The following is a 25,043-nucleotide window of genomic DNA, read 5'->3' on the forward strand; positions in this document are numbered from 1 at the left end:
TCGCTCGGCATGGAGGGCGTACGGACGAAGTACGGCGACGAACGGGTCCCGGTGCCCATCGTCGCCGGCCGGTCCGTTACCGGTGGCGCTACTTGAGCCCGGTGTCGAGCGCACCCATCAGCGTGCCCTGCGGTGTGTCCCCGGACATCTCCCAGACCATGACGCCGAGCAGACCCTTGTCCTTCACATAGGCCGTCTTCTTGCCGATGGACCAGGTGTCGTCGAAGGACCACCACTGGTTGCCGGTGTAGCCGTACGTGGACACCGACTGTTCGTCGTGGTGGACCGTCATCGTCGGGTACGCGCCGATGAGGTTGGAGTAGCCCCGGGTCCCGGCCTCCTCGGCGAACTGGCCAGGGGCCGCGCCGCCCGCGGGCTGCCATTCGCCCGCCGCCCCGCCGTCGGTGACGCTCTGCCAGCCGCGCCCGTAGAACGGGATGCCGAGCGTCAGCTTGCGGGGTTCGACGCCCGCGTCCGTGTACGCCTTGATGGCGGCGTCCGCACTGAAGTGGAAGTCGTACGGGTCCTGCGCGTCCGTGTAGAGGTTGGCCTGGTGGCCGGTGCGGTTCGGTTCCCAGGAGTTGTCGCTGCCTGAGCCGTGGAAGTCGTAGCCCTGGACGTTGGCCACGTCGAGGGAGTCGAAGACCTTGCCCAGTTCCCAGCCCTCACCGATCTTCTGCGGGTCGGCAGGGGTGAAGGCGGTGAGGAGGCGGTGTCCGCCGCCGAGCGCGTCCAGCTGCTTGCGGAACTCGGCGAGCAGCAGGGTGAGGTTGCCCTTGTCGTCCGGGGAGTAGTGGTTGCCCGGGTGTCCGGTGCCGGTGCCCGGCCACTCCCAGTCGATGTCGAAGCCGTCGAAGATGCCTGCCGCGGTGCCGGGGCCGCCGGCTCCGCCGTACTCGGGCAGGTTGCCCTTGATGTACATGTCGATGCAGGAGGAGACGAACTTCTTGCGGGCGGCGTCGGTGGCGGCGACGTCGGAGAAGTACTTCGAGTAGGTCCAGCCGCCGAGCGAGACCACGATCTTGAGGTTCGGGTGCAGCTTCTTCAGCTTCTTCAACTGGTTGAAGTTGCCGCGCAGTTTGCCCCAGCCGTCGTCCGCCACCCCGTCCACGGACTGGGCTGCGCTGAACGGGCGGGTGTAGTCGGCGTCCGCGTCACCGGCGCCGGTGCCCTGCTCGGGGTCCTGCGGGTCGGCCGTGGTGCCCTTGGTGACGCCGTTCAGGCAGGTGAGGTTGTTGGGGTCGATGTTGGCGAAGGCGTAGTTGACGATGTCGAGCTTTCCGGCGGCGCCGGAGTCGTGGAGGTTCTTGACGAAGTACTGGCGGCCGTAGATCCCCCACTGGACGAAGTAGCCGACCTTCGCGTAGTTGCCCGCACCGACGATGTCGTCGGTCTTCACCGTGAGGGTGTTGCTCGCGGGCGAGGCGTTGTCGGCCGCGTCACGGGCCTTGACCGTGAAGGTGTACGACGTCGAGGGCGACAGGCCGCCGATGGTGGCGGTGGTCGTGGTGCCGGAGACCGTGGTGGCCAGGGCGGAGCCGCGGTAGAGGTCGTACGCGGCGACCCGCTGGTTGTCCGTCGCGGCGGTCCAGGCCAGCGTGACGGACGAGGAGTCGGTCGCGGTGGCGCGCAGGGCACCGGGGGCCGTCGGCGGGGAGGTGTCGGTGGCCGGGTCGACGGTGGTGACGGCCAGCGGGGCGCTCTCGGCGGAGGTGTTGCCCCGGGTGTCCTTGGCCCGGACGGTGAAGGAGTACGCGGTGGCGGGGGTGAGGCCGGTGACCGTGGCGGAGGTCGTCGCGGTGGCCGATCCCACCACCTTGCCGCCGGCCAGGATGTCGTACGAGGCGACGGGGAAGTCCCCCGCGGCGGCGGCCGTCCAGGCCAGTGAGGCGGTGCGGGCGGTGACGTCCGTACGCTTCAGCCCGCCGGGCGCGCCGGGCGGGGCGTCCGCGGAGCCGTCGCACTTGTCGCCGTTGATCCGGCAGCCGGTCGGCGCCGTGATCGGGCCGGTGGCGACGAACCAGAAGCTGTACGGCTCGGTGGTGCCGTGTGCGGCGACCGTGCCGTTGTAGTGGGCGTTGACCGCGGTGAGGTGGCTGCCCTGGGTGGTGACGGTGCCGTTGTACGAGGAGCTGATCGCGACGCCGGCGGGCAGGTCGAATTCAAGGCTCCAGCCGGTGACGGCCGTGTCGGTGTCGTTGCGCAGGATGTAAGTCCCCTTCCACCACGGGCCGTTGTCGGCCGAGGTGAAGGTCGCTGTCAGCTTGCCCGCCGCGTGCGCGGGGCCGGTCTGGAGGGACAGCAGGGCGAGGAGGAGGGCGAGAACGGCGAGCAGTGCAGTCGCCGTTCTCCGTCTGAGGGGCATGTGCTCGAACATGGTTCTCCCTGGGGACTGGGACCGGTGAGGCGGTCCTCGGGGGGAGCGGGTGCACTTGGTGCCATGGAGCACAGGGGAAACTAATTGGTCTGGACCAACTCGTCAATAGGTACAGACCATTTATCGGCGCCCGCGGTGCCCGTCCGGACCTCCCGGACCCGCGGTCACAGCTCCCGGAACGTGAGGGAGAACTGTGCCGGTTCCGCCCGCAACAGGTCCTGCGGCAACGGGCCGGGGCCGCAGGCCTGCGATCCGACACCCGTCAGGCCGTGGTCCAGGTGGACCCACACCGTGTCGCCCGGCACCAGGTCGCTGAGGTGCCGGGCCGCGTCCAGCTGCTCGCTGGTCCAGCGGCGCGCGGAGAACCAGAACTCCGGCTCGCCCTCGATCCGCAGGCCACCGATCTCGGCCCAGCGCACGTCGGCTCGGGCGCCGTTCTCCTGCGGCCGGACGTACGGCGTCTGCAACGCGTCCACGTCGCTGTCCCGGCGCGCGAGCCGGGAGGCCGCCCGGCTGTCCGGGTACGCCTCGCCCGGGCCGCCGCCGTACCAGCGCACCGCGTGCGCCGAGCCGGGCAGGCCGAGACGTACCCCGAGCCGCGGCAGCGGCACCTGCCAGTCGCCCTCGGGGGTGACGTGCACCGTCAGGCGGAGCCGGTCGCCGTCCGAGGTCCACCGGTGGACCGTGGCCAGGCCGAGGTCACGGGCGGCCGGCGCGACCCGGGTGCGTACGGTCAGCGCCTCGTCCGTCACCTCCACCGCATCCAGGCGGTGGTGCATCCGGTGCAGCCCCAGCCTGCGCCAGTGCTGCCCGTACTGGAGGCGGGGCTGCCAGTCCGCACCGTTGTCGTTGTCCGTCGGGGCGCGCCACACGTCCAGACGGGGGCCGGACCGCAGCTCGATCCCCCCGATCGTGAGCAGGCCGCCAGTGCGGGCGTCGAACGTGGCCGGGCCGAGCGTGATCCGGCGGGTGTCCCGCCGCGGGCGGGCACCGTGCACCGGCGGCAGCGGGCCGCGGGCCACGGCCGTCACCTGGCCGGACGCCACCTCGTGGCCGTCCTCCAGGGCCCGCACGGTCCAGATCTGCTCGCCTGCCGCGGCGCCCGGCGCGGGCCGCGGCGGGAGGGTCACTTCGGCGCTCGCTCCTGGGGCCAGCGCCGGTACCGGGAGCGGGCCGCCGGCCGTCTTCTTCCCGTCGACCCGGTAGGACCATTCGAAGGCCAGGTGCGAAAGGCCGCGGAAGTCGTAGAGGTTGGAGATCCGTACGGAGTCACGTCCCTCGGCGGGGCCTTCGATCCGGACCGGGGCGATCACCGCCTTGAACTCGGCCAGGCCGGGGGACGGGGTGCGGTCGGGGAAGAGCAGCCCGTCGCAGACGAAGTTCCCGTCGTGCAGCTCCTCGCCGTAGTCGCCGCCGTAGGCGTAGCCGTACGTCGCGTGCCGCAGGCCGTGGTCGATCCACTCCCAGACGAAGCCGCCCTGGTTACGGGGGTACGCCTCGAACAGCCTTTGGTAGTCGGCCAGTCCGCCCGGTCCGTTGCCCATCGCGTGGGCGTACTCGCACAGGACGAAGGGGAGCCCGCGGCGTTTGTCCGTGCCGCCGTCCAGGCCGCGGCCGATGCGCTCGACCTCTTCGTGGGTGGCGTACATCCGGGAGTACAGGTCCGTGTCGCGGCAGCTCGGGTCGCCCTCGTAGTGGATCGGGCGGTCCGGGTCGCGGTCGCGGATCTGCTCCGCCATGGCGGTCAGGCCGCGGCCGGTGCCGGCCTCGTTGCCGAGCGACCAGATGATCACCGAGGGGTGGTTCTTGTCGCGCTCGACCATGCGGGCGGCCCGGTCCAGCAGCGCGGGGGTCCAGCGGTCGTCGTCGACGGGGTTGTCGCGCCAGTCCTGCTCGACGAAGCCGTGGGTCTCCAGGTCGCACTCGTCGATCACCCACAGACCGTGTTCGTCGCACAGGTCGAGGAAGTCGGGGTGCGGCGGGTAGTGGGAGGCACGGACGGCGTTGATGTTGTGGCGCTTCATCAGCGTCACGTCCTCGCGCATGGTCTCCGGGTCGAGGGTGCGGCCCGTCCGCGCATGCCACTCGTGCCGGTTGACGCCCCGGAAGAGGACGGCGCGTCCGTTGACCTTGATCAGCCCGTCCTCGACCGCCACGGTACGGAATCCGATGCGCAGCGGGACCTGTTCGCCGGGGGCCGCCAGGACACCGTCGTACAGCCGGGGCGTCTCGGCCGTCCACGGCTCGACGGACACGGTCACGGACTCCCCCGTCACCGCGTCGACGCCGAGCTCCGGCACCGTCACCCGCCCCGCGACGTCGCTGTCCACCCGCAGCGTCCCGGTTCCGGCCGTGTGGTCGTACGAGGCGTGGACGAAGAAGTCCCCGACCGCGCCCGGCGGCCGGTGCAGCAGCGTCACGTCCCGGAAGATGCCCGGCAGCCACCACTGGTCCTGGTCCTCCAGGTACGAGCCGGACGACCACTGATGGACGCGGACGGCCAGCACGTTCCCGGCCGGTTTCAGCAGGTGCCCGGCCGTGAACTCGTGCGGCAGCCGGCTGCCCTTGAAGTCGCCGAGGAGTGCGCCGTTGAGCCAGACGCGGGCGCACGACTCCACGCCGTCGAAGCGGAGCACCGCGTCCCCGTCCCGGGGCCAGCCCACCGGCAGGTCGAAGGTGTGCAGGTGGTCGCCGGTCGGGTTCCCGGTGGGCACCCGCGGCGGGTCCACCGGGAAGGGGTAGAGGTGGTTGGTGTAGGCGGGCAGGCCGTACGCGCCGTCCTCGCCCTGGAGGACCCAGTGACCCGGCACCGTGATCCGCGCCCAGTCCTCGGCCCCGTGTCCGGGTACGGCGAACGACTCGTCCTCGGAATCCGCCGTGGGAGAGAGCCGGAACCGCCATTCACCGTTCAGCGAGAGACGGGCCGCGTCCGAGGCGGCGTAGTGGGCGCGCGGCGGGAGCGTGCCGGTACCCGGGGCGAAGTCTTCGACGTAGGAGAAGGACATGAACTTCCTTGACGGGCGGGCGGGGTGGCCAGAGGGCGGGAGGGCGAGGGAGGGCGCCTCGTCGGGGAGGCGCCCTCGGGGTGCTCAGGCCCGGTAGGAGCCGATCGAGGACAGCGCGGGCAGGGCCTTGTTGCTGTAGTCGATCAGGGCCTGGTTCTCCCAGTTGTTGCCGGAGGACGGGTCGGTCGGGTCCCAGCCGTTGCCGGTGACGGCCGTCCAGAAGCCCTCCCAGTAGACGTAGCCGAGCCCCATGCCGTTCGGGGTGGCCGCGACGGTGTCGGCGACCGCCCTGACCCAGGCGTTCTGGCCGGCGGACGAGGCCGGATAGCCGGACGTGAGCTGGCTGGAGGTGCTGACCAGGTTGGCGAAGCCGTCCTTGCCGGTGAGGGTCCAGGGGTAGGCGGTCTCGGCGACGAGGGCGGGGGTGCCGTACCGGGCGGTGACGAACGCCAGGTTGGCGGAGAGCTCGGCGAGGGTGCCGTGCCAGTACGGGTAGAAGGACAGGCCGATGACGTCCCAGGCCACGCCGCGTGCCTTCATGGCGTCGAAGAACCACTGGTAAAGGCTCTGGTCGCCGCCGTTGGACAGGTGCAGGACCGTGCGGACGCCGGAGGTGGTGGCGCGGGCGGCGCTGATGCCGGACTTGAGGAACGTGGCCAGGCTGTCCAGGTTGTTCCAGTCGCCGGTCGGCCAGAGCATGCCGCCGTTGATCTCGTTGCCGATCTGCACCAGGTCCGCGGGGGTGCCCTGGGCCACGAGGGCACCGAGGACGTCGGCGGTGTGGTTGTAGACGGCCGTGGACAGCTGCGCGACGGAGTACGACGACCACGCGGCCGGCTTCGCCTGGTTGGCCGGGTCGCACCAGGTGTCGGAGTAGTGGAAGTCGACGAGCAGCTTGATGCCCTTCGCCTTCAGCCTGAGGGCCAGCGGGAGGATCTTCGCCTTGTTGTTGTACCCGTCGGCCGGGTTGACCCAGACCTTCAGCCGGGCGTGGCTGACACCGGCGGTGGCCATGAGCGCCACGGCGTCGGTCCGGGTCCCGCTCGACGAGTAGTAGACCCCGCCCAGCGCCTCGGACTTGGGCAGGGACGAGATGTCGATGCCGCGGACCGACAGGGCGGTGGCGGCGGAGGCCGGGGTCGCGAGGGCACTGAGAACGGCAGGGGCGGCCACGGTGGCAACGGCGGCCTTGAGCAGAGCGCGACGACGCATGGGGTTCCTTCCGGTGCGGGGGTGCGGGGTGGGCGCGCGAGGGTGCGAGGGTGCGGGGGTGCGGGGTGCGGACGACGCGGTGCGGGGGTCCCGGCAGGCTTCCCGGGTACGGCCGAAGAGGTCGGCGTGGCCGGCCGGGTCGGCCGGACCGCCCGGGGCAGGATCAGACGGGCCGGGCGGGACCGACAGGACCGACGGACCCGGTCGGGCCGGGTCCGTCAGGCAGGGACGGCAGGGTCAGCCGGGCCTGCCAGGTCAGCCGGGCCAACCGGGCCAGCCGCGCCTGCCGGGTCAGCCGGTCAACCGGGTCAGCCGGGTCAGCCGCGGTAGCGTCCCAGGGCCTTCAGGGCGGGCAGTTCCCTGTCATCGAAGTCGAACAGCGCGAGGTTCTCCCAGGCGTTGCCCGATGCCGGGTCCTGTTCGTTCCAGCCGCTGCCCGCGCGGTAGGTCCAGGCTCCTTCCCAGTAGCAGTAGCCGAGGCCCTGCTTGCCGGGGACCGCGGCCGCGAGGTCGGCGACGGCCCGCATCCAGGCGGCCTGGCCCTCCGGTGTGGCGGGGTAGCCGTCGGTGAGCTGGGCAGGGCTGTTCATGATGTCGTTGGTCGCGTCCTCGCTGTCCAGCGTGAACGGGTATCCGGTCTCGGCGATCAGACAGGGTTTGCCGTAACGGGCCGTGATGTCGGCCATGTTCGCGGCGGCGCCCTCCAACGGGCCGTGCCAGAAGGGGTAGTACGAGAGGCCGATGATGTCGAAGTCGACGCCGCGCGAGACGGCGTTGTCGAACCACCACTGGTACAGGCCGTTGTCGCCGCCGTTGGCCAGGTGCAGGATCGTACGGATGCGCGGCGTGGTGTCCTTCGCTGCGCGCAGACCCGCCTTGAGGAAGGCGGCGAGGTTGTCCCAGTGCTCCCAGTCGCCTTCCGGCCAGAGCATGCCGCCGTTGATCTCGTTGCCGATCTGCACCAGGTCCGCGGGGGTGCCCTGGCGCTTGAGCGCGCCGAGGACGTCGGCGGTGTGCTCGTGGACGGCACGGGTGAGGCCGGCCGCGTCCAGTCCGGTCCAGGCGGCGGGCTTGGGCTGGTGCGCGGGATCGGCCCAGGTGTCGGAGTAGTGGAAGTCGGCCCAGATCGCGATGCCCGCCCGCTTCAGACGGCGGGCCAGCGGGAGGATCCTCGCCTTGTTGTTGTAGCCGTCGGCCGGGTTGACCCAGACCTTCAGCCGGGCGTGGGTGATGCCCGCGTCGGCGAGGATGTCGATCAGGTCGGCGCGGCGGCCGTCGGCACGGCGGTAGACGGCGCCGAGATCCTCGTTCTTGGGCAGCGAGGAGATGTCCAGGCCACGGATCTCCAGGCGGCGGTGCGCCGGGCCCGGGGAACCGGTCGCGAAGGCGGGGGCGGCACCCAGGGCGGGTACGGCCATCGCCGCGGCGCCGGCTGCTCCGGCGGCGAGAAGGCTGCGTCTGCGCATTTCGAGGTCCCTTCACAGTGAATCGGGCTCTGCTGAGATGACGGAGAACGGGAAGCGGGGAGAGGAGGGCGGGGCCGCCCGGTCCTCAGCGCGGGTCGCGGAACACCTCGACCGCGCCGGCGGCGACGGCGGCACAGGTCCCGTCCGGCAGGACCACCTTGACCTCGGCATCCGTGTGGTTGATGGCGAAGCGGAACGTGCCCGACTCGCCTTCGCGTACGACGAGTTCGACGTCGTGGGGCAGTCCGGCAGGGGCGATGCCCGCATCGGACACGGCCAGGTCCACCACGGCCGCCAGGTCCGCGCCAGTCAGCCGGGTGGCCAGGTACCAGGCGGCACCGTCGCCGAGCGCGTGCCGGGTGAGGGCGGGGTGTCCGGCGGCGCGGCCGTCGGCGAACGTGGCGACGGTCTCGCAGCCGTCCGGGTCGTTCGGGACGACGAACTCGGACCAGAGGTCCGCCTCGAACGTCGTGTCCGGACCAGCGCTGACGGTGAGCTTCCGGCCCGGCAGCAGGGCGTCGAACTCCTCGACGGTCAGGCCCAGTACGTCGCGCAGCGCCCCCGGGACGGGGCCGGGGTGCACGGTGTCGTTCTCGTCGACGATGCCGGAGAAGAAGGAGACCAGCAGGGTGCCGCCGCGTGAGACGTACCGCTCCAGATCGGCGGCGATGCCGGCGGGTGCCGCGTACAGCTGGGGGACGACGAGCAGCGGGTAGCGCTCGGGGTCCAGGTCGCCCAGTCCGCTCGGCGGGAAGAAGTCGACGGTGAGGTTCCGGTCGTACAGCGCCTCGTAGAAGGCGTCGAGGCGTTCCCGGGCGTCCAGGTCCTGGCTGGGACGCCACTCCAGTTTCTGCGCCCACCAGGACTCCCACGACCAGACCATGGCCACGTCCGCGCGGGTCCGGGTGGAGCGCAGGCCGGCCAGGTCCCCGACGCGGCGGCCCAGGTCGGCCACCTCCCGCCAGACGCGGGTGCCGGTGCCGCCGTGCGGCAGCATCGCCGAGTGGAACTTCTCCGCGCCGCTGCGGGACTGCCGCCACTGGAAGAACATGGCGCCCTCGGAGCCGCGGGCGACGTGGCCGAGGGAGTTGCGGGCCATTTCGCCGGGCGCCTTGGCCGGGTTGTGCTGCTGCCAGCTGACGCCCGAGGTGGAGTGCTCGAGGATCAGCCAGGGGGCGCCGCCCGCGACGGAACGGGTCAGGTCCGCGGTGAGGGCCAGGTTGACGTGGGTACGGCGCCCGTCGGTGACCAGGTAGTGGTCGTTGGACACCAGGTCCACCTCCGCGCCCCAGGCCCAGTAGTCGACGCCCTCGCACTGGCTGGGCGCGACCATGAAGTTGGTGGTGACGGGCACTCCGGGTGACAGGCGGTGCAGGATGTCGCGCTCGGCACAGAAGTTGGCGCGGGCCTGGGCGTCGGCGAAGCGCTGGAAGTCCAGCTGCTGCGCCGGATTGCAGACGGTGGGGGTGGTGCGGGGCGGAGTGATCTCGTCCCAGTCACCGTAGAGCTGGCCCCAGAAGGTGGTGCCCCAGGCCTCGTTGAGTGCGTCGAGACTTCCGTGGCGGTCCTGCAGCCAGGCACGGAAGGCGGCGGCGCAGTTGTCGCAGTAGCAGGTCAGGACGGGGGCGCCGTACTCGTTGTGGACGTGCCACAGGGCGACGGCGGGGTGGTCGCCGTAGCGCTCGGCGATCCTGGTGGTGATCTGTGCGGCGGCGGCCCGGTAGTCGGCGTTGGAGTGGCAGATGGCGCCACGTGAACCGAAGGCGAGGCGGGCGCCGTCGCGGGTGACCGGCAGCGCCTCGGGGTGCGCCCGGTAGAACCAGGCGGGCGGCACCACCGTGGGGGTGGCCAGGTCGATCCGGATCCCGGCGTCATGGAGCATGCCGACGATCGTGTCGAGCCACTCCCAGTCGTAGGTGCCGGGCCGCGGCTCGATCCGGGCCCAGCTGAAGATGCCGAGGGAGACGAGGGTGACACCGGCCTCCCGCATCAGTCGCATGTCTTCCTCCCACACCTCCCGTGGCCACTGCTCGGGGTTGTAGTCACCCCCGTAGGCGAGTGGCGAAAGAGCGCGTCGAGCGGAGGGGGACATGCGTTGACTCCCAGCAAATTAGACGAGGTGATGCAGCGATTCTGTGAGCGTGCACAGGCTTCTTCGGGAAGGACACACCCGAGCAACGAGTAGGTAACCCCAGGTTTCATCCATTGACAAGAGACCGAAACAATTTTCTACTGTGCACGATCACAGAGCCCGCGGCCCTCGCGCACAGCCCATCGGTCACCTGCCCGCAGCCCCGTCCCCCCACGGCGGTTGCCGCACGGGCGGGACGTTCCGAGGCCGGCTCGTTCTCAGTCAGGGGAGAAGAAGATGTCGATCCACCGTCGCCAGCTCAGCAGGCGGACGATGCTCGCCGGGGCCCTGAGCCTCGGGCTGACCAGCACCCTCGCCGCCTGCGGCCCTTCCGACGACGGCTCCGGCAAGAGCAGCGGCCCGGTCGAGCTGACCTACTGGTCGTGGGCCCCCGGCATGGAGAAGGTCGCGGCCATCTGGAACAAGAAGAACCCCGACATCACGGTCACCGTCTCCAAGCAGGCCGGCGGCGGCGAGATCGTCTCCAAGCTGATCACCGCCAAGAAGGCAGGCAACGCCCCCGACCTGATCCAGGTCGAGTACCAGGCCCTGCCGACGCTGGTCTCCAACGACGTCCTCGCCGACATCTCCAAGTACGCCAAGGACGCCAAGTCGGAGTTCTCCGAGGGCACATGGGCCATGACCACACTCGGGACCGACGCGCTCTACGCGATCCCGCAGGACTCCGGGCCGCTGATGTTCTACTACCGCGAGGACCTGTTCAAGGAGCACGGCCTGAAGGTCCCCGGGACCTGGGACGAGTTCGCCGAGACCGCGCGCGCCGCCAGGAAGGCCGTCCCCGACGCCTACCTGACCACCTTCTCCTCCAACGACCCGGGCCTGTTCGCGGGCCTCGCCCAGCAGGCCGGCGCCCAGTGGTGGACGGTGAACGGCAGCAAGTGGACGGTCGGCATCGACGACACCGCCACCAAGAAGGTCGCCGAGTTCTGGGGCGGGCTGGTCCAGGAGGGCGTGATCGACAACCAGCCGATGTACACCCCGGCGTGGAACAAGGCACTGAACACGGGCACCCACCTCGCCTGGGTCTCCGCCGTGTGGGCGCCCGGTGTCCTGGTCAGCTCGGCCCCCGACACCAAGGGCAAGTGGCGCATGGCACCGTTGCCGCAGTGGGGCGAGGGCGCCAAGGCCACCGGCAGTTGGGGCGGCTCCTCCACCGGTGTCTCCACGGACTCCGACCACACGGAGGCGGCCGCCGAGTTCGCGCGCTGGCTGAACACCGACCCGGAGGCGCTGGCCGCCCTGGTCAAGGAGGCCGGCATCTACCCGGCGGCCACGAAGGGCCAGTCCGGCGAGGTGCTCAGCACGCCCGCGTTCTTCCCGAACCAGGCGGACTTCTACGACACGGCCGCCGAGATCTCGGCGACCACCGCCGCGTCCGCCTGGGGCCCGAACGTACAGACCGCCTACGGCGCCTTCAACGACGGCTTCGGCAAGGCCACCAAGGCGAGGAAGAGCGCGCAGTTCCTCACCGCGGTCGACGCCATGCAGGACAAGTCCTTCGCCGACATGAAGAAGCAGGGCTTCGAGGTGACCGAGGCATGACCACCGCTCCGTCCCGGGGCGCGACCCGTACGCGGGTCGCGCCCCGGGCGGCCGGGCCCGCCGCGCCCCGCCGCGTCCGCCGCCCCGGCCGCACCGCGCCCTACTTCTTCCTGGTGCCGACGCTGGTCCTGTTCGCCGTCTTCACCATCGTGCCCATCGGCTACGCGATCTGGCTCAGCCTCCACAAGGTCCAGGTCAAGGGCCTCGGCCTCGGTTCCGGAAGCCGCTCCGAGGTCTGGAGCGGGCTGTCCAACTACACCGCCGTGCTCCACAACTCCGAATTCGGCCACAGCGTCCTGCGCGCTCTGGGCTACGGCATGATCGTCATCCCGACCATGCTCGGTCTCGCCCTGGTCTTCGCCCTGATGCTCGACACCGAGAAGGTCCGCGGCGGCCCCTTCTCCCGGCTCATGATCTTCCTGCCGTACGCGGTGCCCGGCGTCATCGCCGCACTGCTGTGGGGCTTCCTCTACCTGCCAGCCGTCAGCCCGTTCGTGTACGTCCTCGACAAGTTCGGCGTGACGGCGCCGGACCTGTTCGACGGAACCAACCTGTACTTCTCCTTCGCCAACATCGCGGTGTGGGGCGGCACGGGCTTCAACATGATCGTGATCTACACGGCACTGCGCGCGATCCCCCAGGAGGTCTACGAGGCCGCCCGTCTCGACGGCGCCTCCAGCCTCCAGATCGCCCTGCGCATCAAGATCCCGATGGTGCTGCCCTCCCTGGTCCTCACCTTCTTCTTCTCGGTGATCGCCACCCTCCAGGTGTTCAGCGAACCCAAGACGCTCCAGCCCCTCACCAACGGCGTCCCCAACACCTGGAGCCCCCTGATGGCCATCTACGACAGCGCGTTCGGCAAGGCCGACATGTACGGGGCCTCCGCCACCGCGGTCGTCCTCGCACTGGCCACCTTCGCGCTCTCCTTCACTCTCCTGCGCGTCTCCGACCGCTTCACCCGGGAGGACCAGGCATGACCGCCCTCACCCTCAGCAGCACGCCCGGGGACCGGACCTCCCGCGGCCCACGGCGCACCGCCTGGATTCCCACGATCGTCCTGGCGCTCGGGGCCCTGTACTGCCTGATCCCCGTGATCTGGGTGGTCATGGCGGCGACGAAGAGCCGGGACGAGCTGTTCAGCACGTTCACCTTCGCCCCCGGCAGCGGTTTCCTCGACAACCTGAGCGACCTGACCGCGTACCGCGACGGCATCTACTGGCAGTGGATGGCGAACTCCGCCTTCTACGCCGGCCTCGGGGCCCTGCTCTCGGCGGCCGTCTCGGCCGCGGGCGGCTACGCGCTGGGCCGGTTCGCCTTCCGTGGGCGGGAGTTCGTGTTCAAGACGATCCTGGCGGGCGTCCTGGTGCCCGGCATCGTCCTGACCGTCCCTCAGTACCTGCTGCTGTCCAAGATGGGCCTGGCCGACTCGTACTGGTCGATGCTGCTGCCGTCGATCCTCTCGCCGTACGGCGTCTATCTGGTGAGGATCTACGCGTCGGCCGCGGTGCCCGGCGAGCTCCTCGAGGCCGCCCGCATGGACGGGGCGAGCGAATGGCGGATCTTCTCCCGCATCGCCGTGCCGATGATGATGCCCGGCCTGATCACGGTCTTCCTCTTCCAGTTCGTCGGAATCTGGAACAACTTCCTGCTCCCGTACGTAATGCTGGCCGACGACACGAAGTTCCCGCTCACGCTCGGGCTGTACACCCTGCTCTCCCAGGGCGCCTCCCAGCCCGCGCTCTACACTCTGGTCATCACCGGCTGCCTGCTGGCGGTCCTCCCGCTGATCGGACTCTTCCTGGTGATCCAGCGGTACTGGTCGCTGGATCTGCTGAGCGGCTCGGTCAAGGCCTGACCGCCCGGCCCGGCCACCGAGCCCGTCCGTACCACCCGGCACAATCGAGGAACATGACCCCCAGCGCGAACGACCGACGCAAGCCTCCCACCATCCACGACGTGGCACGTGAGGCGGGCATCTCGCGAGGAACCGTCTCCCGCTTCCTGAACGGGGGCCACTACGTCTCACCCGCCGCCCGCACGGCGGTGGAGGCCGCCATCAAGAAGACCGGGTACGTGGTCAACCGGCATGCCCGCAGCCTGAGCACCGGCCGTTCGGACTCGGTGGCCTTCCTTCTGACCGAGCCGCAGGAGAAGTTCTTCGAGGACCCCAACTTCAACGTGCTGCTGCGCGGCTGCACGGAGCACCTCGCCCGGCACGACATCCCGTTGCTGCTGATGCTCGCCTCCGCCAAGGACGACCGGCGCCGGCTGACCCGCTACATCACCTCGGGCCACGTCGACGGCGTCCTGCTGGTCTCCAGCCACAGCGGCGACCCGGTGGCCGTGGAGCTGCGCGACGCCGGAATCCCCCTGGTCGCCTGCGGCAAACCGCTCGGGCTGGGATCCAAGGTCAGTTATGTGGCGGCCGACGACCGTGACGGGGCCCGCGAGATGGTCCGGTACCTCCTCACGGCCGGCCGCCGCCGCATCGGCATGATCACCGGTCCGCTCGACACCCCGGGCGGCACCGAGCGCCTGGCCGGCTACCGCGAGGTGCTCGACAGCGCGGGCGTGCCCTACGATCCGGCGCTGGTGGCGGAGGGCGACTACCGGCGCGCCGGCGGCGAGGAGGCGGCCCGCCGCCTCCTCGACCGGGCACCGGACATGGATGCCGTGTTCGTCGCATCCGACCTCATGGCCCAGGGGGTCATCTTCACCCTCCAGCAGGCCGGCCGCACCGTCCCGGACGACATCGCGGTCGGCGGTTTCGACGACTCCCCCGCAGCCACGGCCGTCAGTCCGGCACTGACCACGATCCGCCAGCCCTGGGACCGCATCAGCGCCGAGATGGTCCGCATGCTGCTCACCCAGATGGCCGGCGAGGACACCGCGGCAGTGATACTCCCGACGTCACTGGTGATCCGCGACTCCGCATAGCCGCACGCGCCGTGACCGGTCAGCCGCCGAGCACCACGGTGCGCGCCGCCGAGAAGTCGCCCCACTTCCCGTCGGGGAGTCTGGCGCGGATCTTCATCGAGTGGCGGGTGCCGCGGGGCTCGCCGACGGTGAGCCGGTAGCTCGCCCGGCCCACGGGCGGTTCGCCGCCCCAGACGATCGTGGTGGTGAGCCGGCCGTCCAGATAGAGCTGGTAGGCGGGTATCTCTCCGCCGGTCTCCGGCTGCTTCCAGTCGAGGTCCACGGCGTACTCCGCGCCCTGGGCAGTGCTGGTGATCCGCAGGTCCGTGGGGGCGGTACTGGCGGGCGCTCCGGGGGCGGTCGCGGTGGTGAGGTCGAAGGTGTTGCTGTCGGACGACGACGTGTCGGACGCGTCGCGGGCGCGGACCGTGAAGGTGTAGACGGTGCCGGGGCGCAGCCCGGTCAGCCGGGCGGTGGTCCGCGTGCCGGGCACGCTGTGGATGCGGGATCCCTCCTGGTAGATGTCGTACGAGGTGACGCCGACATCGTCCGTGGAGCCGCCCCAGGACAGGGTCGCGGCCCTGCTGCCGTCGGCCTTGCCGCGCAGTTCCACCGGCCGGGTGGGGGCCTCGTGGTCGGCGGGGGTCGGCGCGGGGGTGGTGACGGCCGCGGCGGTGCTCGGCGCGGAGAGATTCCCGGCGGCGTCCCGGGCGCGGACGGTGAACGTGTAGGCGGTCGAGGCGGTCAGCCCGTCGACGTCGGTCATCACCTTGGCCGCCGGAACGGACTTGACCTTCCTGCCCTGCCGGTAGACCTCGTAGCCGGTGACGGCCCTGTCGTCCGTGGCGGGCTCCCACATCACGTGCGCGGAAGTGGCGCTGCTCGCCTGGGCGGTCACCCCATGGGGTGCGGTCGGTTTCCCGGTGTCCGCCTCGGCCTCCGATCCGCAGGCGGTGAGCGTGGCGAGGAGCAGGGCGGCGGAGCAGGCCAACGCGGCTGTTGCGTGGGGGCGTTGCACGGTGGTGCCTTCCATCCGACAGCAATGGTCCAGACCTGTATCGCATGGTGTGGGGGCTGCCGACAAGGGGACGGAGCGGAACCTTCCGCAATGTGCCGGTGTGCACCGCGGTTTGCGCCACCCGAGGTACGCCGTCGGACGCCGCGCGTACGAGGCGCCGCCCGTACGAGGCGTCGCGCCGGGAGCCGCGGACGGCGCCCGGGCGGGCCTCGTCGCGCACGCCACCGATCCGATCGCCGGTCCGGCGGTACCCGGTCCGCCCGGCCGGATCATTCTGCGGGGACACGTGGTGCGCCGAGCGATGAGTCCGGGGTGTCCGGGCAGTCTGCACAGGTATGGATACGCAGACGAACTCCGCACCCCGCCTCGACCTCGAACCCGCGGCCCGGCAGATCGCCGGGATGCTCGACGCCATCGACGACGCCCGACTGGCCGGGCCGACCCCGTGCCCCGATGTCACGGTGGGCGCGCTGCTCGCCCACGTCGAGGGACTGGCCGTGGCGTTTCGCGATGCCGCGCGCAAGGAGCTGGGCGCGACGACCGACACGGCGCCCTCCGTGGAGTCGGGGCTGCTGGCGGACGGGTGGCGCAGCACGCTGCCCGTGGCCCTCGACGAGATGGTGGCGGCCTGGCGCTCCCCCGACGCCTGGCAGGGCATGACCCGGGCGGGCAGCGTGGACCTGCCGGGTGAGGTGGCCGGCATGGTCGCGCTCAACGAGCTGGTGCTGCACGGCTGGGACCTGGCGAGGTCGACCGGGCAGCCGTACCGGGCCGAGGAGGCGCATCTGCGGACCTCGATGGCACTGCTGGCCGACCTCGGGGACAACCCGCCGGACACCGCCCCGTTCGGCCCGCCGGTCCCGGTCCCGGACGACGCACCCCTGGTGGACCGGGCGGTCGCCCGCAGTGGGCGGCGCCCGGACTGGCAGCCCGAGGGCTGAGTCCGGGGGCCACTGCCACGCGTCAGCTGGTGAAGAACTCCGTGATCTGCTGAGCGACCTGGTCGGCGTGGACCCGGTGCACCTGGTGGCCGCCACCGAGGGTGATCAGATGACAGTCCGGGATCAACGTCGCCATGTCCTGCAGCCGCTCCTGCGGCATGGTGCTGGCGGGGCCGCCGGCGAGCATGAGCGTCGGGGCGACGATCTCGCCGAGGCCCTCCTCCCACGCCGGGTCGGGGTCGGCCAGCTGGTTCCGTACGGCCGGGAGCACGGCCTCGTCGTAGTCGGCCGGCCCGTCGGGCTGGACGTCGGGGCCGGCCGCCCCCGGGAAGGGCGGCGGGGTCTCCACCAGCACCAGGCGCTCCACCCGGTCCGCGTGCATCTGGGCGAACAGATGCGCGACGACACCGCCCATGCCGTGGCCGACCAGGCCGACACGGTCGAGACTGCACGCCTCGAGGAAGCCGAAGAGGTCGTCGAGCATCAGCTCGAAGTCGTACTCGTCCGGCCAGTCGCTCTCCCCGTGGCCGCGCAGGTCCAGGGCGTACACCCGCCATTCCTGACCGAGCAGGCTCCCGGCCGCCTCCCAGCTCGCGGCGGAATCGGCGAGATCGTGCAGCAGCACGACGGGCGAGCCGAACGGGTCTCCCCAGGTCCGGTACGCCAGACGTACACCGCCGACATCCACAACAGACTGATCATCCATACCCCTGACGCTACAGCCGAATGAGGGAAGATCACTCCCCCGGCCTGGCAGGCTGGGACAGTGAAGCTCACCCCGCGTTCCCTGGTCAGCCCCCTCGCCGCCCTCGCCATGGCAGTCGCCATGCTGACCGGCTGCACGGGGGCGGGGACCGGCACCTCGTCCGGCAAGGGGGCCGCCGGTGCCGGGCTCGACGATCCGGCGAAGAAGGACATCGCCATGCAGCTGGTCTCCAGCGCCGAGAACTCGACCCTGGACTGGAAGGCCCAGTACACGTACATCCAGGACATCGGCGACGGGCGCGGGTACACGGCGGGCATCATCGGCTTCTGCTCCGGGACCGGCGACATGCGAAACGTGGTCGAGCGGTACGCGAAGGCCCGGCCCGGAAATCCGCTGGAACGGTTCCTGCCCGCCCTGCGGGAGGTCGAGGGGACCGACGCACACACGGGTCTCGGCCGGCCGTTCACCGAGGCATGGGCCGCGGCCGGCGGTGACGCGGCGTTCCGCGCGGCCCAGGACACCGAGCGGGACCGGTCGTACTTCGACCCCGCGGTCAGTCAGGCGAAGGAGGACGGGCTCGGCGCGCTGGGCCAGTTCATCTACTACGACGCCTATGTGATGCACGGGGCCGGTGACACGGAGGGCACCGTCGGGTTCCGTACGATCCGCCGCCAGGCCCTCGCCGCGGACGCCTCCCCTGCGGAGGGGGGCGACGAAGCTGCGTACCTCGACGCCTTCCTCGACGCCCGGGTCGCGGCGATCCGCAAGGAGCCCTCGCACACCGACACCAGCCGGGTCGAGACGGCGCAGCGGGTGTTCGTGCGCCAGGGCAGGTTCGGTCTGGAGACACCGCTGCGGTGGAAGGTGTACGACGACAGCTATCTGATCAAGGATCCGGACGGCTCGTAAACCCATGATCGACGGGCGCGCGAAGCGTTGACCCCAGGTTCTGTGTGCGCCGGTGCGCACCACGCGTGACCTGCGCTTTCACTTCCGGGGGACCGTCCGCGCCCGGCCGTGTCCGCAGGGCCGGCCCGCCCGTTGGGGCGAGCGGACGGCACACGCCTCGTGGGCCGGATCATCGAGGAGCTTGCGACATGATGAAGAAGATTCTGCTGGCCGCGGCCGTGCTGACCGCCGGTCTGGGCCTGGCCGTCTCGCCCGCCGCCCAGGCCGCCCCGGGCACGACCGCCGCGCACAGCGTCAAGGCGGCACCGGCCCAGGTCTGCACGGTCAACGACAACGGGGTGAACTTCCGCGGCGGACCCGGGACGGACTACCCCGTCCTGGGCCAGGTGAACCGGGGACAGAACCTCGACTACCGCGGCCAGCAGGGCAACTGGGTGATGGGTGACCTGTGGGGCGGACCCACCGGCGTCTGGATCCACGTGGCCTATCTGGACTGCTGAACCGGAGTTCCGCCGCCCCGCACCGGCCGCCCCGGCGCCCGGTGCGGGGCCTTCGCGCTTCCGGGACTCGCCCAACTCACCGGCGTCGAAGGGGTGTACGACCATCGTTCGACTCTGATAGGAAAGCTTCCTAACAGAACCATCGGAACGACGAACTCCCCTGGAGGACTGGTGCACGCTCCCCACAAGCGCACCGCACGTCGCAACAACCGATCCGTGCGCGTCGCACTCGTCGCGCTCGGCCTGACCCTCACGGCGATACCCGCCACGGCCTTCGCCGGCACCGATTCCGCCCCCACGGCGGTTCACCAACAGGAGGCAGCCGCGACCGGGCTCGACGATCCGGCGAAGAAGGACATCGCCATGCAGCTGGTCTCCAGCGCCGAGAACTCCTCACTGGACTGGAAGGGCCAGTACGGCTACATCGAGGACATCGACGACGGCCGCGGCTACACGGCGGGCATCATCGGCTTCTGTTCCGGCACCGGCGACATGCTCGACCTGGTGGAGCTGTACACCGAGCGGGAGCCGGACAACGTCCTCGCGGAGTACCTGCCGGCCCTGCGTGACGTGGACGGCACCGATTCGCACGAGGGCCTCGACCCCGGCTTCAGCGAGGCCTGGGAGACGGCTGCCGGGGATCCGGCGTTCCAGCAGGCACAGAACGACGAGCGCGACCGGGTGTACTTCGACCCGGCGGTCGGCCGGGGCAGGAGCGACGGGCTGGGCACGCTCGGCCAGTTCGCCTACTACGACGCCATCGTGATGCACGGCGACGGCGGCGACAGCACGAGCTTCGGCTCCATCCGCAAGCGCGCTCTCGCGAAGGCGAAGCCGCCGGCCCAGGGCGGCAACGAGGTCACCTACCTCAACGCCTTCCTGGACGCGCGGGTCTGGGCCATGCAGCAGGAGGAGGCCCACTCGGACACCAGCCGGGTGGACACCGCTCAGCGGGTCTTCCTGGACGAAGGCAATCTGAACCTGGATCCGCCGCTCGACTGGAAGGTGTACGGCGACAGCTTCCACATCGGCTGACGCACCCGGGCAGATGTCGACTGTGGCGCGTACGGCCGCCCCCGAGGGCGGAACCGTACGCGCCACAGCACTTTGACGGAACGTCAGTGCACGGCCACCGGCAGGGCGTTGACCGATTCGCGGTCCAGGGCATCCGGTTCGGCCTCGGTGTCCGGCTTCCGGCCCAGGTGGTTGAAGGCCAGGTTGAGGACGATCGCCACGACGCATCCGGTCGAGATCCCCGAGTCGAGGACGACCAGGAGGTCCTTCGGGAAGGCGTGGTAGAACTCCGGCGCCGCGATCGGTATCAGCCCGACGCCGACGGCCGCCGCCACGATCAGCGCGTTCTCGCCCTTCTCCAGCGCGGCGGTGGCCAGCGTCTGGATGCCGCTCGCCGCGACCGAGCCGAAGAGCACTATGCCCGCGCCGCCCAGGACCGGCAGCGGCACCAGCGCGATGACGGACGCGGCCACCGGGCACAGGCCGAGCAGGATGAGGATGCCGCCGCCCGCGGCGACGACGAAGCGGCTGCGGACCTTCGTCATCGCGACCAGTCCGATGTTCTGGGCGAAGGCGCTGCACATGAAGCCGTTGAACAGCGGGCTGACGGCACTGCCCAGGGTGTCGGCGCGCAGACCGCCCTCGATGGTCCGCTCGTCCGCCGGACGGCCGACGATCTTGCCGAGGGCCAGCATGTCCGCGGTCGACTCGGTCATGCAGACCAGCATCACGATGCACATGGAGACGATCGCCGCGATCTCGAACTGCGGTGCCCCGAAGTGGAACGGGGTGGGGAAGCCGACGACATCGGCGTCCTTGATGGCGCCGAAGTCGGTGATGCCGACCGGGATCGCGATGACGGTGCCGACGACGAGGCCGAGCAGGATCGCGATCTGCTGGAGGAATCCGCGCAGCAGCTTCCGCAGGGCGAGAACGATCACCAGGGTGACCGCCGCCATCGTGATGTTGGTGGTGGAACCGTAGTCGTCGGCCGTGGCGTTGCCGCCCTGGGACCAGTTGAAGGCGACCGGCAGCAGCGAGATGCCGATCAGGGTGATGACCGTGCCGGTGACGACGGGCGGGAAGAAGCGGACCAGTTTGCAGAAATAGGGGGCGAGTACGAAGCCGAGGAGGCCGGCGACGATGATCGCGCCGAAGATCACGGCTATGCCGTCGTGTCCGCGGTCCTTGCCGATCGCCACCATCGGCGTCACCCCGGCGAACGAGACGCCGTTGACGAACGGCAGCCGGGCGCCTATCCGCCAGAAGCCGAGCGTCTGGAGCAGGGTGGCTATCCCCGCGGTGAACAGGCTCGCCCCCATCAGGAAGGCGGTCTCCTTGGCGGTGAGGCCCACGGCGGGTCCCACGATCATGGGCGGGGCCACCACGCCCGCGTACATCGCGGCCACGTGCTGGAGGCCGCTGGTGAACATCTTCAGTGGGGGGAGCGTCTCGTCGACCGGATGCTTCCGGTCGGACGGGGCCGTTGCCGGCTCACCGTCGGGGGCGGGGGCTGCACTTGCGTCGTTGCGAAACCTGGGCGTAGCTGCCACGGCGGTTCCTCCGGTCGGGTACACGTCTGGGACGACGTGGGTATCAGGGAGGTGGTGCCGGGGCCGGTCGCCGGGACATGTGCCGGAAGTGTCCGCCGGACCGGGCCCCGTGTGGTGCGTAGGTGCAGGTGGGGCAGGTCGTGCAGCTGGTGCGGGCAGCTTGGTTCACCGGTGCGGGAGGCGCGTACGTCTCGGTGCGCGTCTCCCGCACCGGTTGCCGTGGACCCCGCTCGGGTCCACGGCGGCCGGCCGAGGGCCGTCCCCCTCGGCCGACCTGTACAGGGGGTGCCGGCCGGTGGCCTCTCAGGCTCCGGCGGCGATCTGCGCGAGGCGGCGGGCCTCGTCGCGGGTGGCGCGGGCGATGGCGTCCTCGTCCGCGGTGACGAGGCGGTTGGACTCGACGACCGGCTTGCCGTTGACGAGCGAGAGGGTGACGGGGGCGGCTGCGCCGAAGACCAGGGCCGTCACCGGGTCGGCGATCGAGGCGTGGGCCAGGGTGTCCAGCTTCCAGAGCACCAGGTCGGCGAGCTTGCCGGGCTCCAGGGAGCCGATCTGGTCCGCGCGGCCGAGGACCTGGGCGCCGCCGTACGTACCCAGGCGCAGTGCCTGACGGGCATTCAGGGCGCGTTCGCGGTGCGGGCCGAGGCGGTTGATGAGGAGGGCGTTGCGCAGTTCGGTGTGGAGTTCGCCGGACTCGTTGGAGGCGGTGCCGTCGACGCCGAGGCCGACCGGGACGCCCGCGGCGAGCATGTCGGGGACCCGGGCGATTCCTGCGGCGAGGCGGGCGTTGGAGGACGGGCAGTGCGCGACGCCGGTGCCGGTGCGGGCGAACGCGGCGATGTCGGAGTCGTTCATGTGGACGCAGTGCGCCATCCACACGTCGGCTCCGAGCCAGCCGGTCGACTCGAAGTAGTCGGTCGGGCCCATGCCGAACAGCTCGTGGCAGAACTTCTCCTCCTCCACGGTCTCCGAGCCGTGGGTGTGCAGCCGTACTCCGCGACGGCGGGCCAGGCCGGCGCCCTCACGCATCAGTTCGGTGGACACGGAGAAGGGGGAACAGGGTGCGACGGCGATCCGGGTCATCGCGTCGAAGGAGGCGTCGTGGTGTGCGTCGATGGTCGCCTCGGTGGCGGCGAGTGCGCCTTCGAGGGTCTCCACTGCGAAGTCCGGCGGCAGTCCGCCGTCCTTCTCGCTGCGGTCCATGGAGCCGCGGGCGAGTGTGAACCGTACGCCCATGTCGCGGGCGGCACCGATGATCGCGCCGGACAGGTCGCCGGAGCCCTTCGGGTAGACGTAGTGGTGGTCCATGGCGGTGGTGACACCGCCGCGGGCCATCATGGCGATCGAGCCCTGCGCGGCGGTGCGGGCCATCGGCTCGTCGATGCGCGCCCAGGTCGGGTACAGCGCGACCAGCCAGTCGAAGAGGTTGTGATCGGTGGCCAGGCCACGGGTGATCCACTGGTAGAAGTGGTGGTGCGTGTTGATCAGACCGGGCGTGACGAGGTGCCCGATGCCGTCGATCCTGCGGACGACGTGCTCCAGGCCCTGCGGTGCCCGGCCGGCGCCGACGGACTCGATGCGGTTGCCCGCGACGACGACATGGCCCGAGGCGTACTCGGTGTCGTCGGCGTCGACGGTCGCGATCGAGCAGTTCTCGATGACGATGCGTTCCACTCGGTCGGACGCTGCCGGTGCTGCCATGGTGCTTCCTTCTCTCGTCAGTGGTGCGGGCACGGCAGAACCCCAGGAGGATTTGAGTGCCACAGCCGTGCGGCTGTGGGTGCCGAGATGGTGTGGACGTGTCGGGCCGGCCGGTCCCGTCCGACGTGGACGGACGGGAACCGGCGCGCCGCCGCGTCAGAGGTTGGTCATGTCCAACGGGATCTGCGGCTCGACGCCGTCGCGCAGCACGGTGGCCTCGATGAGCCCGTACGGGCGGTCGGCCGCGAAGTAGACCTCGTTGTCGTTCTTCAGGCCGAACGGCTCCAGGTCCACCAGGAAGTGATGGTTGTTCGGCAGCGAGAAGCGGATCTCGTCGATCTCGCTGCGGCTGTTGATGACCCGCGAACCCATCTGGTAGAGGGTCTGCTGGAGGGAGAGGGAGTACGTCTCGGCGAAGGCCTGCAGGATGTGCTTCCTGGCCTGCGCGTACGACTTCTCCCAGTGGGGCATCCGGTCGGCGTCGCTGGTCCAGTTGTAGCGCCAGGCGGCGGCGACGTCGGTGCACAGGATGCGGTCGTACGCCTCCTTGAGCGTCGTGTACTTGTCCTTGACGTAGCCCCAGAACTCGGAGTTGGTCGAGTTCATCACGGTCAGGTCCCTGAGACCGGAGATGACCTGCCACTTCTCGCCGTCGAAGGTGACCTGCGTGGTGCGCAGCTCCTGTCCCTTGCGGGCGAAGGAGTGGTTGACCTCGTCCGACCCGATGAACCGGGAGTTGCTGTCCGAGCCGGCGATCCGCTCCCAGGTGTACTCCTGGATGCGGATGCGGGCGAGCTTGATGGGCTCCTGCGAGGTCACGAAGTGCCGGGCGAGGTGGATGCCGAACTGCTCGGCGGACTCGATGCCGTGCTCCTTGGCGAACGCGAACACCGTGTTCTTGGTGGTGTCCGTGGGCAGGACGTTGGCGTTGGAGCCGGAGTAGTGCACGTCGTCCATGTCGCCGGAGAGGGCGACCGAGACGTTCAGGTCCTTGATGTGGTGGGTGTCGCCGTCCCGCGTGATCCTGACGACGCGGTTCTCTGCTTTGCCGTACTGGTTCTGGCCGAGAATCGTGGGCATGTGCCTGCTAGCTCCCTCGGTATACGGAGTAGCCGAACGGGTTGAGCAGCAGCGGTACGTGATAGTGCTCGCCCGGGGCGACGGCGAACGTGATCGCCACCTCCGGGAAGAACGCGCCGCTGTCCCTTGCGCGGGGGGCGTCCTGCTGCGCCTCGGCTTGCTTCTTGGCGGTGAAGTACGGCTCGGTCTCGAAGTCGAGCCGTACGTGGGTGGTGCCTTCCGGCAGGGCCGGCAGGTCCTTGCAGCGCCCGTCCGCATCGGTCACGGATCCGCCGAGAGCCACCCACTGCGCGTCGCCGCCCGTGCGGGCGGCGAGCGAGACGGGGACTGCTGCGGCGGGGCGGCCGATGCTGGTGTCCAGGATGTGGGTGGACACCGATGCGGTGGCGAAGGTGCTCAAGACCTTCACTCTCCTTCTGTAACGAGCTCTTACGAGTCTTCCGTGACGAGACGGGTGAGGCGGATGCGGTTGATCTTGCCCAGTTCGGCGCGCACGGTGGCGCGTTCCTGCTCGGGCGTGTTCCCGATCCGGGACTTCACCGCGTCGCGCATCTGCTCACCGGTGGCTCCGGTGGCACAGATCAGGAAGACGTGTCCGAACCGCTCCTGGTAGGCCAGGTTGAGTTCGAGCATCTCGGTCTTGAGCTCCTCGGTGGCGCCGGCCATCCCCCGCTGCTCACGGGAGGAGGTCGGGTCCCCGGGCTTCGGGCGGCCGATCGGCGGATGACCGGCCATGGCGTCGGCCAGGTCCTGCGCGCCGAGTGCCGCCGTGGCGGTGTCGCTCGCGGAGAACAGGGCTTCTGCGGTGGCGTACGGGCGACGGGAGAGGATCGCTCTTCCCCAGGCCGCACTGGCGCAGACCTCGTGCAGCGCGGTGGCCGCCTCGTCGTCCGCCAGGGTGTTGAACCGGGCGAGGCCCGGCGTGGAGCTCGAAGTCACGGGAGCCTCCGT

General features: G+C 70.5%; 20 protein-coding genes. 8 read left to right on the forward strand and 12 right to left on the reverse strand.

Annotated features, from left to right (window positions below):
• Positions 1-88: 88 nt before the first annotated feature.
• From ABT025_RS23540 to ABT025_RS23560, 5 genes are all read right to left on the reverse strand, one after another.
• Entirely contained in the window at positions 89-2,377 is a 2,289-nt protein-coding gene (locus tag ABT025_RS23540; RefSeq protein ID WP_350997789.1) for a glycosyl hydrolase family 18 protein, read from the reverse strand.
• 164 nt (positions 2,378-2,541) lie between these two features.
• Positions 2,542-5,382, reverse strand: coding sequence for a glycoside hydrolase family 2 TIM barrel-domain containing protein (locus ABT025_RS23545; RefSeq protein WP_350997792.1), 2,841 nt, complete (start codon positions 5,380-5,382; stop codon positions 2,542-2,544).
• 84 nt (positions 5,383-5,466) lie between these two features.
• Positions 5,467-6,594: a glycoside hydrolase family 53 protein gene (locus tag ABT025_RS23550; protein ID WP_350997795.1), complete on the reverse strand. Its 1,128-nt coding sequence runs from the start codon at positions 6,592-6,594 to the stop codon at positions 5,467-5,469.
• Between the two features lie 317 nt (positions 6,595-6,911).
• A complete protein-coding gene (locus ABT025_RS23555; RefSeq protein WP_350997798.1) occupies positions 6,912-8,060 on the reverse strand; it encodes a glycoside hydrolase family 53 protein in 1,149 nt (382 codons plus the stop codon).
• An 85-nt stretch (positions 8,061-8,145) separates the two neighbouring features.
• Positions 8,146-10,152, reverse strand: a complete 2,007-nt coding sequence (locus ABT025_RS23560) for a beta-galactosidase (protein ID WP_350997801.1) — start codon at positions 10,150-10,152, stop codon at positions 8,146-8,148.
• Positions 10,153-10,428: 276 nt separating this feature from the next.
• On the opposite strand from ABT025_RS23560, the gene ABT025_RS23565 reads away from it, so the two are divergent.
• From ABT025_RS23565 to ABT025_RS23580, 4 genes are read left to right on the forward strand one after another with little or no spacing between them, the layout of a single operon-like run.
• Positions 10,429-11,754, forward strand: a complete 1,326-nt coding sequence (locus ABT025_RS23565; protein ID WP_350997804.1) for an ABC transporter substrate-binding protein — start codon at positions 10,429-10,431, stop codon at positions 11,752-11,754.
• On the forward strand, positions 11,751-12,731 hold the full coding sequence (locus tag ABT025_RS23570) for a carbohydrate ABC transporter permease (protein ID WP_350997807.1): 981 nt from the start codon (positions 11,751-11,753) through the stop codon (positions 12,729-12,731). Before ABT025_RS23565 ends, ABT025_RS23570 begins: the two co-directional genes overlap by 4 nt.
• On the forward strand, positions 12,728-13,609 hold the full coding sequence (locus ABT025_RS23575; protein ID WP_350997810.1) for a carbohydrate ABC transporter permease: 882 nt from the start codon (positions 12,728-12,730) through the stop codon (positions 13,607-13,609). Before ABT025_RS23570 ends, ABT025_RS23575 begins: the two co-directional genes overlap by 4 nt.
• A 53-nt stretch (positions 13,610-13,662) precedes the next feature.
• Positions 13,663-14,691 carry a LacI family DNA-binding transcriptional regulator gene (locus tag ABT025_RS23580; RefSeq protein WP_350997813.1) on the forward strand — a complete coding sequence of 343 codons (1,029 nt, stop codon included), beginning with the start codon at positions 13,663-13,665 and terminating at the stop codon, positions 14,689-14,691.
• 19 nt (positions 14,692-14,710) lie between these two features.
• Here the strand turns inward: ABT025_RS23580 and ABT025_RS23585 are convergent, their stop codons facing one another.
• Positions 14,711-15,703: a fibronectin type III domain-containing protein gene (locus ABT025_RS23585; protein ID WP_350997816.1), complete on the reverse strand. Its 993-nt coding sequence runs from the start codon at positions 15,701-15,703 to the stop codon at positions 14,711-14,713.
• A 320-nt stretch (positions 15,704-16,023) separates the two neighbouring features.
• Here ABT025_RS23585 and ABT025_RS23590 point away from each other — a divergent pair, with 320 nt between their 5' ends.
• On the forward strand, positions 16,024-16,629 hold the full coding sequence (locus tag ABT025_RS23590; protein ID WP_350997819.1) for a TIGR03086 family metal-binding protein: 606 nt from the start codon (positions 16,024-16,026) through the stop codon (positions 16,627-16,629).
• Positions 16,630-16,651: 22 nt separating this feature from the next.
• Here the strand turns inward: ABT025_RS23590 and ABT025_RS23595 are convergent, their stop codons facing one another.
• Positions 16,652-17,335 carry an alpha/beta fold hydrolase gene (locus ABT025_RS23595; RefSeq protein ID WP_350997822.1) on the reverse strand — a complete coding sequence of 228 codons (684 nt, stop codon included), beginning with the start codon at positions 17,333-17,335 and terminating at the stop codon, positions 16,652-16,654.
• A gap of 60 nt (positions 17,336-17,395) precedes the next feature.
• Here ABT025_RS23595 and ABT025_RS23600 point away from each other — a divergent pair, with 60 nt between their 5' ends.
• From ABT025_RS23600 to ABT025_RS23610, 3 genes are all read left to right on the forward strand, one after another.
• On the forward strand, positions 17,396-18,244 hold the full coding sequence (locus ABT025_RS23600; protein ID WP_350997825.1) for a chitosanase: 849 nt from the start codon (positions 17,396-17,398) through the stop codon (positions 18,242-18,244).
• Between the two features lie 188 nt (positions 18,245-18,432).
• Positions 18,433-18,744, forward strand: coding sequence for an SH3 domain-containing protein (locus ABT025_RS23605; RefSeq protein WP_350997828.1), 312 nt, complete (start codon positions 18,433-18,435; stop codon positions 18,742-18,744).
• Between the two features lie 171 nt (positions 18,745-18,915).
• Positions 18,916-19,779, forward strand: coding sequence for a chitosanase (locus ABT025_RS23610; RefSeq protein WP_350997831.1), 864 nt, complete (start codon positions 18,916-18,918; stop codon positions 19,777-19,779).
• An 83-nt stretch (positions 19,780-19,862) separates the two neighbouring features.
• On the opposite strand, the gene ABT025_RS23615 is transcribed toward ABT025_RS23610, so the two are convergent.
• The 5 genes from ABT025_RS23615 to uraD all read right to left on the reverse strand — a co-directional run bounded on the left by ABT025_RS23615 (position 19,863) and on the right by uraD (position 25,031).
• A complete protein-coding gene (locus ABT025_RS23615; protein WP_502972009.1) occupies positions 19,863-21,311 on the reverse strand; it encodes a nucleobase:cation symporter-2 family protein in 1,449 nt (482 codons plus the stop codon).
• A gap of 303 nt (positions 21,312-21,614) precedes the next feature.
• Positions 21,615-23,012: an 8-oxoguanine deaminase gene (locus ABT025_RS23620; RefSeq protein WP_350997834.1), complete on the reverse strand. Its 1,398-nt coding sequence runs from the start codon at positions 23,010-23,012 to the stop codon at positions 21,615-21,617.
• A gap of 156 nt (positions 23,013-23,168) precedes the next feature.
• A complete protein-coding gene (pucL, locus tag ABT025_RS23625; protein WP_350997837.1) occupies positions 23,169-24,092 on the reverse strand; it encodes a factor-independent urate hydroxylase in 924 nt (307 codons plus the stop codon).
• Positions 24,093-24,099: 7 nt separating this feature from the next.
• Positions 24,100-24,492 (reverse strand): hydroxyisourate hydrolase, encoded by a 393-nt coding sequence (gene uraH / locus ABT025_RS23630; RefSeq protein ID WP_350997840.1) that lies wholly within the window; start codon positions 24,490-24,492, stop codon positions 24,100-24,102.
• Positions 24,493-24,521: 29 nt separating this feature from the next.
• Positions 24,522-25,031 carry a 2-oxo-4-hydroxy-4-carboxy-5-ureidoimidazoline decarboxylase gene (gene uraD / locus ABT025_RS23635; protein ID WP_350997843.1) on the reverse strand — a complete coding sequence of 170 codons (510 nt, stop codon included), beginning with the start codon at positions 25,029-25,031 and terminating at the stop codon, positions 24,522-24,524.
• Positions 25,032-25,043 lie beyond the last annotated feature (12 nt).

Origin of the sequence: Streptomyces sp. NPDC002809 (assembly GCF_040295435.1) — a bacterium.
GTDB lineage: Bacteria > Actinomycetota > Actinomycetes > Streptomycetales > Streptomycetaceae > Streptomyces.

Coding starts and splice junctions, on each gene's coding strand:
- ABT025_RS23540 (WP_350997789.1), bottom strand. CDS start 2,377: ATGTTCGAGCACATGCCCCTCAGACGGAGAACGGCGACTGCACTGCTC.
- ABT025_RS23545 (WP_350997792.1), bottom strand. CDS start 5,382: ATGTCCTTCTCCTACGTCGAAGACTTCGCCCCGGGTACCGGCACGCTC.
- ABT025_RS23550 (WP_350997795.1), bottom strand. CDS start 6,594: ATGCGTCGTCGCGCTCTGCTCAAGGCCGCCGTTGCCACCGTGGCCGCC.
- ABT025_RS23555 (WP_350997798.1), bottom strand. CDS start 8,060: ATGCGCAGACGCAGCCTTCTCGCCGCCGGAGCAGCCGGCGCCGCGGCG.
- ABT025_RS23560 (WP_350997801.1), bottom strand. CDS start 10,152: ATGTCCCCCTCCGCTCGACGCGCTCTTTCGCCACTCGCCTACGGGGGT.
- ABT025_RS23565 (WP_350997804.1), top strand. CDS start 10,429: ATGTCGATCCACCGTCGCCAGCTCAGCAGGCGGACGATGCTCGCCGGG.
- ABT025_RS23570 (WP_350997807.1), top strand. CDS start 11,751: ATGACCACCGCTCCGTCCCGGGGCGCGACCCGTACGCGGGTCGCGCCC.
- ABT025_RS23575 (WP_350997810.1), top strand. CDS start 12,728: ATGACCGCCCTCACCCTCAGCAGCACGCCCGGGGACCGGACCTCCCGC.
- ABT025_RS23580 (WP_350997813.1), top strand. CDS start 13,663: ATGACCCCCAGCGCGAACGACCGACGCAAGCCTCCCACCATCCACGAC.
- ABT025_RS23585 (WP_350997816.1), bottom strand. CDS start 15,703: ATGGAAGGCACCACCGTGCAACGCCCCCACGCAACAGCCGCGTTGGCC.
- ABT025_RS23590 (WP_350997819.1), top strand. CDS start 16,024: ATGGATACGCAGACGAACTCCGCACCCCGCCTCGACCTCGAACCCGCG.
- ABT025_RS23595 (WP_350997822.1), bottom strand. CDS start 17,335: ATGGATGATCAGTCTGTTGTGGATGTCGGCGGTGTACGTCTGGCGTAC.
- ABT025_RS23605 (WP_350997828.1), top strand. CDS start 18,433: ATGATGAAGAAGATTCTGCTGGCCGCGGCCGTGCTGACCGCCGGTCTG.
- ABT025_RS23620 (WP_350997834.1), bottom strand. CDS start 23,012: ATGGCAGCACCGGCAGCGTCCGACCGAGTGGAACGCATCGTCATCGAG.
- pucL (WP_350997837.1), bottom strand. CDS start 24,092: ATGCCCACGATTCTCGGCCAGAACCAGTACGGCAAAGCAGAGAACCGC.